The 11869-nt window shown below is 54.6% G+C and carries 12 protein-coding genes; 2 read left to right on the top strand and 10 right to left on the bottom strand.

What is annotated here, in order from left to right:
• Positions 1-2: 2 nt before the first annotated feature.
• The 4 genes from ACFPMF_RS02100 to corA form a co-directional block, all read right to left on the bottom strand.
• Positions 3-530, bottom strand: a complete 528-nt coding sequence (locus tag ACFPMF_RS02100) for a (2Fe-2S)-binding protein (RefSeq protein ID WP_379840773.1) — start codon at positions 528-530, stop codon at positions 3-5.
• 76 nt (positions 531-606) lie between these two features.
• The gene (locus ACFPMF_RS02095) at positions 607-1200 is read right to left on the bottom strand and encodes a hypothetical protein (protein ID WP_379840772.1); all 594 of its coding nucleotides are present in this window, start codon (positions 1198-1200) and stop codon (positions 607-609) included.
• 25 nt (positions 1201-1225) lie between these two features.
• Positions 1226-1456 (bottom strand): hypothetical protein, encoded by a 231-nt coding sequence (locus ACFPMF_RS02090; protein WP_379840771.1) that lies wholly within the window; start codon positions 1454-1456, stop codon positions 1226-1228.
• A 38-nt stretch (positions 1457-1494) separates the two neighbouring features.
• Positions 1495-2445, bottom strand: coding sequence for a magnesium/cobalt transporter CorA (gene corA, locus ACFPMF_RS02085; RefSeq protein ID WP_379840770.1), 951 nt, complete (start codon positions 2443-2445; stop codon positions 1495-1497).
• A gap of 143 nt (positions 2446-2588) precedes the next feature.
• Here corA and ACFPMF_RS02080 point away from each other — a divergent pair, with 143 nt between their 5' ends.
• Positions 2589-4325 carry an SWIM zinc finger family protein gene (locus tag ACFPMF_RS02080; RefSeq protein WP_379840769.1) on the top strand — a complete coding sequence of 579 codons (1737 nt, stop codon included), beginning with the start codon at positions 2589-2591 and terminating at the stop codon, positions 4323-4325.
• A gap of 158 nt (positions 4326-4483) precedes the next feature.
• Here the strand turns inward: ACFPMF_RS02080 and ACFPMF_RS02075 are convergent, their stop codons facing one another.
• Both ACFPMF_RS02075 and ACFPMF_RS02070 read right to left on the bottom strand, forming a co-directional pair.
• Positions 4484-4837 (bottom strand): TfoX/Sxy family protein, encoded by a 354-nt coding sequence (locus tag ACFPMF_RS02075; RefSeq protein WP_379840768.1) that lies wholly within the window; start codon positions 4835-4837, stop codon positions 4484-4486.
• A 269-nt stretch (positions 4838-5106) separates the two neighbouring features.
• Positions 5107-5511 (bottom strand): ester cyclase, encoded by a 405-nt coding sequence (locus ACFPMF_RS02070; RefSeq protein ID WP_379840767.1) that lies wholly within the window; start codon positions 5509-5511, stop codon positions 5107-5109.
• Between the two features lie 225 nt (positions 5512-5736).
• On the opposite strand from ACFPMF_RS02070, the gene ACFPMF_RS02065 reads away from it, so the two are divergent.
• Positions 5737-5886, top strand: a complete 150-nt coding sequence (locus ACFPMF_RS02065) for a hypothetical protein (RefSeq protein ID WP_379840766.1) — start codon at positions 5737-5739, stop codon at positions 5884-5886.
• Between the two features lie 25 nt (positions 5887-5911).
• Here the strand turns inward: ACFPMF_RS02065 and ACFPMF_RS02060 are convergent, their stop codons facing one another.
• The 4 genes from ACFPMF_RS02060 to ACFPMF_RS02045 form a co-directional block, all read right to left on the bottom strand.
• Complete coding sequence (locus tag ACFPMF_RS02060) at positions 5912-6316, bottom strand: VOC family protein (protein ID WP_379840765.1); 405 nt, start codon at positions 6314-6316, stop codon at positions 5912-5914.
• Positions 6317-6495: 179 nt separating this feature from the next.
• The gene (locus tag ACFPMF_RS02055) at positions 6496-7800 is read right to left on the bottom strand and encodes an amidohydrolase family protein (protein ID WP_379840764.1); all 1305 of its coding nucleotides are present in this window, start codon (positions 7798-7800) and stop codon (positions 6496-6498) included.
• A gap of 96 nt (positions 7801-7896) precedes the next feature.
• Positions 7897-10947, bottom strand: a complete 3051-nt coding sequence (locus tag ACFPMF_RS02050; protein WP_379840763.1) for an amidohydrolase family protein — start codon at positions 10945-10947, stop codon at positions 7897-7899.
• Between the two features lie 162 nt (positions 10948-11109).
• Positions 11110-11850 (bottom strand): LytR/AlgR family response regulator transcription factor, encoded by a 741-nt coding sequence (locus ACFPMF_RS02045; protein WP_379840762.1) that lies wholly within the window; start codon positions 11848-11850, stop codon positions 11110-11112.
• Positions 11851-11869: the final 19 nt, after the last annotated feature.

Here is an 11869-nt window from a genome sequence, read left to right as displayed (position 1 = left end):
CGTCAGGCTTTAGGAGGAATTTGCATCACCTCCTGAATGGCATCGACAATGTTCGGATAGGCCCCGCAGCGGCAGATGTTGCCGCTCATCAGTTCGCGAATGTCGTCTACGGTTTTGACCCGACCTTCGTTCATCAGGCCCACCGCCGAGCAGATTTGGCCCGGTGTGCAATAACCGCACTGAAAGGCATCGTGCTCAATAAAAGCGGTTTGCAGCGGATGCAGACCGTTCTCAGCGGTCAACCCTTCAATGGTCGTGATTTCCGCCCCGTCTTTCATCACCGCCAGCGTCAGGCAGGCGTTAATGCGTTTGCCATCGACCAGGACCGTACAGGCTCCGCACTGGCCGTGGTCGCAGCCTTTTTTGGTGCCCGTCAGGTGCAGGTATTCGCGCAGGGCATCCAGCAACGATGTCCAGGGAGCCAGCTCAAGCCGGTGTTGGACGCCGTTGATGGTCAGGGTAATCGTATGCTTTTCCGCCACCTCAGGCGCCAGCGAGGCACCGGTTTCGGGAACCAGGATTGTTTGCATAGTGAGCCCGATCTACTTTTCGGATACTATGCAAAAGCCGAATCAGGAAAAGAATGTTGGCGAATGGAGGCAATACTTAGGCTCCGGCCTGAACCGGTTCGCCCATCGACGGCAGTTTCCCGGCCAGCCAGCAAAATAAGCCGTATTCGAACAGGAGCGTAAACGGAATGACGGTGAGGTTTTTTAGAAAGAAAAAAAGCGGCAGTCGGGTGGCATCGCCGTGGATGAGTCCAAAGTCCTTCAGCCCGTAGTAAACCGGTCGCTGGTCCACGATCAGGCTATTGAGTTTATTGAAGCCAAACGCCAGCAGACTAAAAAACAACAGATTAGTGACCAGAACCGGCCATTGGCTTCGGATGGTCGCTCCCACTGTACCCCGAATGTCCCGCCACTGGCTTTTCGTCCATCGAAAAAACCGGGCCAGCTGCCGGTAGCCCTGCCTTAAACTGCCATGCCCGACAATAGCCAGGATGGTTACGATTCTCGCCAGTTCGACCAGTACTTCCAGCCCGTAGAAAACCGGTGGGGAAACCGGTCCGAAAACCCGCATCTGGATGGCGCGTCCCAACGCGGCAAAGAGCATCCAGAACGAAACCGGCCCGACGCAAGCCCGCCAGAAGCGGAAGGTCCAGGCCACCAACCCAGCAGAAGAAATTTGTGGTGCATTCATTCGTATTCGCTGTTTATTTTTCGTTTCACAAACCGCCGGTCGGCCCATTGAACCAGGACGAACAGCAACAGGATAAGCAAGGCCAGTCTTCGACCCGGAAAACCGCCTGCCAAATCAAGGCCCCCAGCGGCAGCAGCCGCATACAGCCCCCAACCACCCGATAGGCCCACCGCTCCCGCCGTTTCATGGCGTCCGGTTGAACGCGCCGAACGACCCGGGCCGAAAAACCGTAGCGCAACTCCACCGGCGGCCCCATTACCAGTTCCTCATAACCAGTTCCTCATAACCAGTTCCTCATAACCAGTTTTTCCGCTTGAAAATGAACAGCGTGACCAACGACGACAGGACAATGGCCGCCAACGCCATCGGATAGCCCAATTGCCAGCGCAACTCCGGCATCGTCGCGAAGTTCATCCCCCAGATGCTCGCCAAAAGGGTCGGTGGCAGAAAGACCAGCGAAACGACGGTGAAGATTTTCACAATGCGGTTTTGTTCGAGGTCAATCAAACCGAGGTACGTATTCTGCAAAAACTCCAGTCGTTCAAAGATAAAATTGGTATGGTCAATCAGCGAGTTGATGTCTTTGATCAATGTCCGAAGCCGTTGCTGTTCGTCGTTGGTAAACCAGCCGTCGCTGCGGATCATCGAGGTAATCACGCGCTGTTTATCGACCACATTCTCCCGAATCGACATCGTCAGTTCCTGGTAATCATTGATTCTCAGCAGGGTTTCGCGGTCGAGTTTGGCATCGAGGTCGAGCCGGCGGTTGATGGTTTTGATTTCCTGCGAAACCGACTCGATCAGGTCGGCGTCGTAATCGATCCGGGATTCGAAAATCGTGATCAGAATCTGCGCCCCGTCGTTGAAAACCGTCCGGCGCGACTTGATCCGCTTGACCGTGTCGGCAAACGATTTCAAATCTGCGTTCCGGTACGTAAACAAGGTGTCGTCTTTCAGCATGAAACTGACCGGCACCGTGACGTACATCTGTTCCTTGTCGGGAACCATGAAGTTCGAGTTGGCAATCAGAAAATCGTCTTCCTCGATGTAGCGCGAACTGCTCTCGATCTCGGCCTGCTCCTGCTGGGTCTGAAAATTAACATCAAATTTTTCTTCTACGCTCTTGGTTTCATCCCGCGAAGGGTTCTGTAAATCAACCCACAAGGTGCGTTCGGTATCCGAAAACGAGTCAATATCCCGAACCTTCCGTACGGCGGTTTCGTCCTGTTGAAATATGCGAATCATGAATCAGTGGTAGCTGATGAATCGAGACTCCCTCCTCAGGAGCCTCGCCAGGTCTGCAAAGTTGGAAAAAAAAGCGAAGTTGACCACCAGCCCCTCAACTCTCTTAATTTTACGGTATCAACGCTGGCCTTCCTTCCCGACGTATGCTGACACTTGACAGTTTTGACACCCAACTCGACAAAAACACCGTGCAGAAAGGTCGCGGTTATTTCACCAAAAAGGCGGTTTTGTACCTGGAACAACCCGGCGAGGCCCAATGGAACGCCGAAGTGGAAGGCACCGAAGTCTACTCCGTCGAAATCCAGCTGGAAGGTCGGACCGTGACGGATTCCTTCTGCGATTGCCCGGTCGAAAGCCCGGTCTGCAAGCACATTGCAGCGGTTTTGTTCGCCCTGCGTGAAAAACTGAAGCAGCCCCAACCGAAGCCCAGAAAAGCCTCGAAAAAACTGACGATAGAGGATCTGCTCCAGAAAGTAACCACCGACGAACTCCGCCGGTTTGTGGCGACCCAGGCCGCTGCCGATCCGGCTTTTGCCAGTAAAGTCCAGCTGTACTTCGCCGACAAGGACGAGCGGATCGACGTGGCCAAACACTACCGCGAACTGGTTCGGAAAGCCATTAAAACGCATTCCAGCCGGGGGTTCGTCGAATACCGTTCGTCGGGCAAGCTCGCCCGCGAAATGACCCGGCTTCTGGCGGAGGGCCGACGGCTCTTCGGGCAGCAAAATTACCGGGATGCCCTGACTGTCGGGCGGGTCGTCCTGACGGAAATGATGGCGGTTCTGGCGCAAAGCGACGATTCGGCGGGCTACCTGGGCGACACGGTTTCGTCCGCATTCGAGTTACTGAAACACCTGGCCGAATCCGACGAAGTGGCCCAGCCGCTTCGTCGGCAACTCTTTGATTTTCTAACCCATGAACTTCAGAACAAGGCCTATTTCGGGTACGGCGATTACGGTTCGCAACTGCTCTACACAGCCTTTGGGCTGGCAATCAACCTCAACGAACCAGACCCGTTTCTGGAACGGATCGACCACCTCATTCCGCTCTACCAGAACGCATATGGCGGCTACACCCTGGATTTGCTGCGGACGACCCAGATCCGGTTTTTAAAAGCCATTGGTCGAACGGCGGAAGCCCGGGAACGGGCCAACGCCAGCCTGGATGTGGTGGCCGTCCGACAGGATGCCGTGTCGGAAGCCATTCAGGCCCTGCAATTTCAGGAGGCAAAAGCGTTGATCCAGGAAGGGATTCAGCGGGCGGAAGAAAAACGGCATCCCGGCACCGTTCGCCAGTGGAACGAGCAACTCCTGAAAATTGCGTACCTGGAACACGACATCCCCGGCATCCGGCGGCTCACCAAAGCGTTTGCGTTTGACCAGGGCAGCGTTTCCATCCCGTATTATCGCCAGTGGAAACAGACGTTTTCGGACGCAGAATGGCGCATCGAATACGAAACCCTCATTCGGTCCATCGTTGAAGCCGCCGAAAAAGAATCCCGGCAGCATAAAGCCTACTGGTTTTATACGACCCACACCCTGTTCTACCAGCTGGAACCACTTTATGTGGAAGAAAAACAGTGGCTCGCCCTGCTCGATCTGGTGCAGAAAGGCCCCCGACTGGATCAGCTGGAACGGGTTTATCCGCATCTGGTGACCCGGTTTCCGGCGGAGGTGCTGGCGTTGTACCTGCCGCTGCTGGAGGAGTTCGGAAAAACCGCCCAGGACCGTTCGGATTACCGACAGGTTGCGCAACTGATTCAGAAACTGAAACACGATCTGCCGGAAAGTATCCCGGTCATGAACGCGCTGGTTCAGCAATTGAAAGACCGGAATCCGCGCCGACCGGCTTTTCTGGAGGAGCTGAATCGGATTCCGTAAGGCCCCACTATCTAGTCAGACAAAAGAAGAAAGAAGAAAGAAAACAGGCAACCTGGTACTAATCAACGGCATACCTATTCCACATTTCTTTTTTCAAACGGTCTGATGCCAATGCTGCGTAACCGGACCCAGTGGGCGAATGCGGTGATTAGTCGGCGTTACGGCTTCCGTTTGCTCGATTTGGCCCGGCCGTTGTAGGCCAGCGCAAGGTCAATCCAGTAGTCGAATTCTTTGGGCGATCGCATCCCGGTTTCATCCACCAGCACATACCCCAGCATCGGACGCGTAGTGGGTCGATTGGGAAAATCCATCGTCCGGCAACCGGTTTTCTCCACACTTTCCTCGTGTAAAGCCGGATCGATGCGGCACATCAGGTCATCCTTCATGATCCCAACGCACATCTTGTCGTTGTACATAAACACCAGACCGCCCATCATTTTCTTTTCTTCGATGTTGGGCAATGCCGCCAGTCGGTGACGGATTCGCTCGGCGACATTTTCGTTGTAAGGCATTTTCAGGGATGTTTAAAAACCGGCATCAGGCCGTTAAGGGAGCTATATTTCCTCCTTCAACCCACCCTATTTTAGTCATACCGGACTCCATAAGCACTTCTTTTCCGGTTTTATTCCCGACCTGACCGCACCTATTCGGCCGGTGGAAAAGCGCGTCCGGGGCACTCGCCGATGCATCCGGTTTTCGGGCGCGGCCATGGCATACGGCGTATTCAGGTTGAGTCACCGGTTTTTGAGCTTGCCGCCCGCACAACACCTTGATTATAGTGCTACGGAACCGGGGTCAAGGTTTGGCCCAACTGCTGGTACATGCTCAGGAAATCATAACTATTCCAGGCCTGAGCGATTTTCCCATCCTGTATATACGCCATACTGATCCCCGGAAAGATGACTTGCTTGCCGGTTTCGGTATGCGTCGCCGTAACCGTCATGCGGGCAGATTCAACCCCATCCTGACTGATCACATCCTCCACTTCGACATGGATGCCGTGAAACTGGCTTCTGAATTCCCGGAAAAAGCCCTTGAACCCTTCCGGCCCCCGGGGCTGATCTTCCCGCAAAATACCGTACGCCCGGGCGTCGGCGGCCAATAAACGGTCAATGGCGTTTTCGTCATCCTGGTTCCAAACGTCGTTGAACCAGCGGTAAAGAACGGTTGATTGGATGTGTCTCATGGTAACCGGTTTTAGGAATGACTACCCGAAATGCGATTCAAAAACGGCAGCTGAGCGCTACCCGCAAACCTCACCACAAGCTACTGATTATCAACGTCCCTATCCAAGAAAAAACCACTTTTTTGTACCAACGGTTCTGGGCACTACAGTACAGGCCGTATGATTTGCCTTTCTGCTAAAAACCTTGTAAATCGGCCAAGAACTCCACCGCTTTCGGGAAGCACTATGAATCGGTTTGTACAAGTCGATACGGTTTCGGGCGATTATTACGGCGTGGTTTATAAAGGCCCGTTTTTCCCCATCCTGCTGTTGGTGCTATCCGTGGTCGCCGTAACCGTTTGGTGGTTTTTAAGAAAACGTGCCGCGAAAAAGTAACGTAAAACCGGCACAATTGGCCGTCCTATCCATCAAATTTTTTAAGTGCCTCCTGGGTAACTGGCGCGAAGAAATTCACCAGATTACCATCTGGATCCCGGAACAGCAATGAACGGTTGCCCCAAGGCATGGTAGTCGGTTTCTGAATGACCTTATCGCCAAGGATTTCGGCTAACGTTTGGTACGCAATGTCCACATCAGGAACCCGGAATTCAATAATGGCGGAGAAATTACTGGCCGCCCGGGCTATGTCGTCACCTCCGAACAACTGCAAGGTGCGGGTGCTGCCGATGGCTAACGTGGCCGACGGGGTATGTAATTCGGCGAAATCATCCGTATACTGCGTCACGGGCAGGCCCGTAATCTGCTCGTAGAAGCGAACGAGGGGTTTGATATCCTTCGTAATAATCCGAATTGAGGCAATAGTCATGGAGAATGGGCGTTTGTGTTGAATTACACAAAGTAACGCACGGTTACTGACAGCGGTATGTCAGCAGCAATTGCCTTTTTCTCGGATCGGATCGTCTTTATTCCAACCTAATTCACGGATCTAAAACAAAAAAAGGGAGCCCAATTCCTCGGGTTCCCCAATTCCAGAACGATTTTTTCTTACTTCCCAATATCCGGCTGACCGTACTTTTCACGGTACATGTGGAACAGCCGCTTGTGTTTGTCATCCAGATTGATGTGACGCCCCTGGATAAACGCGTGTTCGATCACATTGGTCCGCATGTCCAGCAAATCGCCTTTCGAGACCACCAGCGTCGCGTGTTTACCTTTTTCGAGGGTGCCCACCACGTTGTCGATGCCCATGATTTTGGCGGTGTTCGACGTAATCATTTTCAGAGCTTCTTCCTTGTCGATCCCGCTGAAACCGGCCGCCGTTCCGGCCTGAAACGGCAGGTTGCGGGTGCGCCACCATTCGCCGTCGTAGCTCAGACTCACCAGCACCCCGGCTTTTTGCAGCTTGCCCGGCAGTTTGTAAGGCAAATAAACATCCTCATCCTGCAAATTCGGCAAGCGGTGCATCGGCCCCAGAATCACCGGTACGCTGTTTTCCTTCAGAAAATCGACCACCCGACCGGCGTCTTCGGCCCCGACAATCACCGGTTTTCGCACGCCAAGTTGTTTCGCAAACTTGACGGCTTCGATGATATCCTTGCCGTAGTTAGCCCGGATGTAGAGGCATTTCGAACCATCAAACAGGCCTTTCATGGCTTCAAATTTGAGGTTTTTCGGGGCCGGATTTTTCAGGTCAGCATACGCCCGCGCATCCGAGAAGGTTGCCGTCAGGGCATTGATGCCATCCTGACGCTGCTCGTTCTTTTTCAGACTCACCGAAAAGGTTTCAAAATCAAAACTGCGGGCAAAATAGCCCGGCCAGTTCAGCCACAACCCATCGTCGGCTTTCAGGACCGCATCTTCCCAGTTCCAGCCGTCGGTATGCATGATCGACGAACTGCCCGCCAGAACGCCCCCGTCGGGCATGGCCTGCGTCATCAGCAACCCGTTGTTCCGAATGGTCGGAATCACCTCCGAATCCGTGTTATAGGCAATCAGCGCCCGCACGTTGGGGTTGAGCGACCCGGTTTCCTGAAAATCGAGCGTGGCCCGTACCGAAGCAAATTCCTGCAAACCGACCGTGGCCGCCGGGGAAATCAAACCGGGATAAATGTGCTTGCCGGCGACATCGATCCGCTCCGCTCCGTTGATCGGCGTGTCGCCATTGCCCACAGCGGTAATGACGCCCTTGTCGAACACGATGGTGCCGTTGGTGATGACCTGCCCGTTGCCGACGTGAATCGTCGCGCCCGTCAGCGCCACCGCCCGGACCTGCGGACCCGCCGGCGCCGGGTTCTGCGCCACGCTCTTCAGCGCAGCCAGTAATAGTATGGAGAGTGTTAGTTTTTTCATGTTTCAGATTTTAGAAGAGAGACCTGAGACAAAAGATATTTTCATTGGCTTTTGCGCCTTTACTCTCTTGTCTATTCTCTCGTGTCCATTCTCCTCTTACTTTTTTTCTTCCTGTTCTTCGCCTTCCGCCATCACGCCTTCTACGTCTTCGCAGTGCCACATCCGTTGCCGCCGGAAGGTCGGGCGCTGGGTAGAGGCCCCACCGGCTTTGGCCGTCAGCATCTTCTGAATCAGCCGGGCGCGTTCTTTCTGGAGGTCGTCGTGTTTGCGATCTTCATCCTGGGCGTCGAAATAGATCGTGCCGTCGATGATGGTTTTTTCGGGCCGGGCATAAATCGCCAGTGGGTTGTTGTTCCAGAGCACCAGGTCGGCGTCCTTACCCGCCCGAATACTGCCCAGTTTGTTGTCAAGGTGCAGCAGTTTGGCCGGATTCAGCGTCACCATTTTCCAGGCGTCCTCCTCCGAAATACCGCCATACTCCACGGCTTTGGCGGCTTCCTGATTCAGTCGGCGGGCCATTTCGGCATCGTCGGAGTTGATCGAAACCACCACCCCCGCCCGCGTCATCAGGGCGGCATTGTACGGAATGGCGTCTTTCACTTCCATTTTGTAGGCCCACCAGTCGGCGAAAGTCGACCCCCCCACGCCATGTTTGGCCATCTTGTCGGCCACTTTGTAGCCTTCCAGAATGTGCGTAAACGTATTCACTTTGAAACCCAGCGAATCGGCCACCTTCATCAGCATATTAATTTCCGACTGCACGTAGCTGTGGCAGGTGATAAACCGTTTTTTGTTCAGGATTTCGGCCAGCGCATCCAGTTCAATATCCCGGCGCGGTGGCACGGCTTTGGCTTTTTCCTTTGCACTCATCGAGTTGTACGCTTTCCAGGCGTTGTCGTACTCCCGGGCGCGGGTGAAATGGTCGAAGTAGACCTGCTCTACTCCCATCCGGGTTTGCGGGAACCGAATCCGAACCGCGTCGCCCCAATTGGCCTGTTTGACATTCTCGCCAAGGGCAAACTTGATAAAACCGTCGGCCCCTTTCACCATCATGTCCTGCGGAGACTCGCCCCATTTCAGCTTCACAATGGCCGATTGCCCCCCGATGGAGTTGGCCGAACCGTGCAGCAGTTGCGAGGTCGTAACGCCCCCGGCCAGTTGCCGATAAATATTGATGTCTTCCGAATTGACCACATCGCTCATCCGCACCTCCGCCGAACTGGTCTGCCCGCCCTCGTTGATCGAATAGAGCGCAATGTGCGAGTGCTCGTCGATGATGCCGTTGGTCAGATGTTTGCCGGTTCCGTCGATAACCTGCGCCCCCGCCGGGGCCGTCAGACTTTTGCCGACCTGCGCAATTTTGCCATTCTGCACCAGCACGTCGGCATTTTGTAACACGCCGTCTTTCTCGTTGGTCCAGACCGTCGCGTTGCGAATCAGCAGCGTCTGGGCTTTCGGTTTTTCCAGATTCCCCATCCCCACGAACGGATACAGCAATTTGCCGTAGGCCGGGGCGGTTTTCTTCGCGCTATCCGGTTTGGCTGCCGAAGCCACAAACGGCTGGGCCAGAGTCGCCGACCATTTGACGGTTTTCCCGTCCGGCAGTTCGCCCTCCCCTTTGAAGGTCGTCCCGTCGGTCCGGTAACCGGTCAGACGCGTGGTGCCCGGCTGTTTCTTGTCCAGTTGAAGCTGGATCGACAGCAGGTCGTTGGTGATTGAAACTTTCGGCGTTACTTTCGCCGTATCGACCTGCACCTGGTACTCTGGTTTGCCCGGTTTTCCGCTGATGATCAATTTCAGATTGCTGCGGTCGCCGATGGTCAGGTTGTAGGTGCCGCGCAGGTCAGGGGCATTTTTATCGCCGTAAACATACTGTTTGCCCCGAATCCAGTTTTCCAGAATCACATTATCCGCGCTGAACAGATTGTCGGAGGTAATGATGAAATTCGCCAGCAAACCCGGTTTGAGGCTCCCGACTTCGTTGTCGATTTTGAGGAGCTGGGCGGGCGTCGTCGTCAACGCCGTCAGCGCCTGCTGTTCCGGCAAACCGTAGTCGATGGCTTTGCGCAGGTTCGCCCAGAAGTCGGTTTTGTTGCGGAGGTTGGCCGTCGTCAGGGCAAACGGAATCCCGGCTTTGGCCAGCATCCCCGGATTGGCCGGGGCCATTTCCCAGTGCTTCATTTCGGCCAGCGTCACGTTGTCGGCATCCCAGGCATCTTCCACGTCGTAGGCCTGCGGGAAATTGAGCGGCACGATCAGCGAGGCACCCGTGGCTTTCACCTCGTCAAGCCGCTGGTACTCGTCCCCGGCACTTTTTATAATATACTGAATCCCAAACTCTTCACCGATTTTATCGGCCCGCAGCACCCCCAGCTTATCGGGTACTTCAAAAACCGACGGGAGGGTTTGTAACTGATTGAAGGCTTCGAGCGAAAGGTTGGCTTCGGCGGTTTTACCGGCTTTTTTGTACCAGTCGGCATCGTAGTACGTCTGCCGCAAGAGGGCCACCGCCCCCATCGGCGAGTTCGGATAGGTTTGCGTCGAGGTGCCCTTGCTGAACGAATAATGCCCGGCCACCCGCTCCCTGATGACAACCAGGTTTTCGCGGTCGTCGGCCAGGGTTACCAGCGCCGAGTTGCCCCGGGCAATGCCGTCGTGGGGGTGCGTGACCACCGCGCCAAAGCCGAGCTTCCGGAGTTCCAGCGCCTGCGGAACGTTGGCTTTAAAGATGGCACTGGCGTCGGTTTCCGGCTGAATGGCCTGATTCCAGTTGTAGGCCCCTTTTTTGTTGGAATCGTACTGTGGTACCCCGCGCCCACCTCCGGGGGCCGTCCGCTGGAGGGCGGGCATCCCGTAGTCCGACTCGATATCGACCAGTCCCGGATAAATCCGCTTGCCTTTCAGGTCGGCCACCACCGTCCCGGCGGGAATGCTGACGGTTTTGCCCACGGCTTCGATCCGGCCGTTGCGGATCAGGAGGGTTGCCCCTTCCAGGGTGGTTTTAGGGTCAACAACGATCGTGGCGTTGGTGAAGGCATAGAGCCCCGGCCGTTCGTCGTAAACGCCATTCCGGGGAAAAGTAACCTGCGACCAGCCAACGTGGGCCAGCCCCCAGGCCAGCATGCCGGTCAGGAGAAGTTTTCGCATGAAGGAAATTAGTTAGGTGATGATTAGGGAGACCATTTTACAAAGCTACAAAACGAGAAACTTTGTTGTCCTACCAACCAAATTCTATTTTTTACATTCCCTCTTTTTCCTACAAAAAATTCGGAGAACCGTCCAAAACCGGCAATTATTTCTACCAATTATTTACAGCCAGCCAAACCGTTGCAACAACCGGTCTTTTTGCTGGCGGGCCACCGGAATGCTCACCCCGTTCGACAATTGCAGGTAGACGCCCTCCCCTTTGACGAGTTTCTGGATGTGTTCCAGGTTGATGATGTATTGCCGGTGGACCCGCAGAAAACCGCGTTCTTCCAACACTTCCTGAACTTCGCGCAGGGTGCGGGTCAGCAGATACTGGCGGTTTTGTGTAGCATGGAGTTTGGTGTAGTTGCTATCGGATTCAGCGTAAATCACTTCATTCACCGGCAGAAAAATGATCCCCTGTTGGTACGGAACCGCAATTTTTTCGGCCAGGTGGTGGCTATGCAACTGGGTTTTTAGTAACTCGAGTTGCCGACCGTCAATTCGGTGCTGACGTTCGGCCTTCCGAACCGCTTCCTGAAGATCCACCACATCAATCGGTTTCAACAGATAATCCAACGCACTAAACCGAAACGCCTTGACCGCAAATTCGTTGTAGGCGGTGACAAAAATCAGGCTAAACGGCAGCGTATCCAACTTTTCCAGCAATTGAAACCCGTTCATCCGGGGCATTTCAATATCCAGAAAAACCAGATCGGGCTGAAGGACCTGAATCAGCCGAAAGCCCTCTTCGCTGCTGGTGGTTCGGCCCACCACCTGGACCTGCGGGCAGTTTCGCGCCAATTCGCGGACCATTAACTCTACGCAGTCGTGTTCGTCATCGATTAGAATGGCCTTGAGCATAATTTAATTGGGAATGAGT

Origin of the sequence: Larkinella bovis (assembly GCF_042655385.1) — a bacterium.
Taxonomy (GTDB): Bacteria; Bacteroidota; Bacteroidia; order Cytophagales; family Spirosomataceae; genus Larkinella; species Larkinella bovis.
The sequence above is the reverse complement of the archived record's forward strand: the minus strand, read 5'-3'. Positions and strand labels throughout refer to the sequence as shown.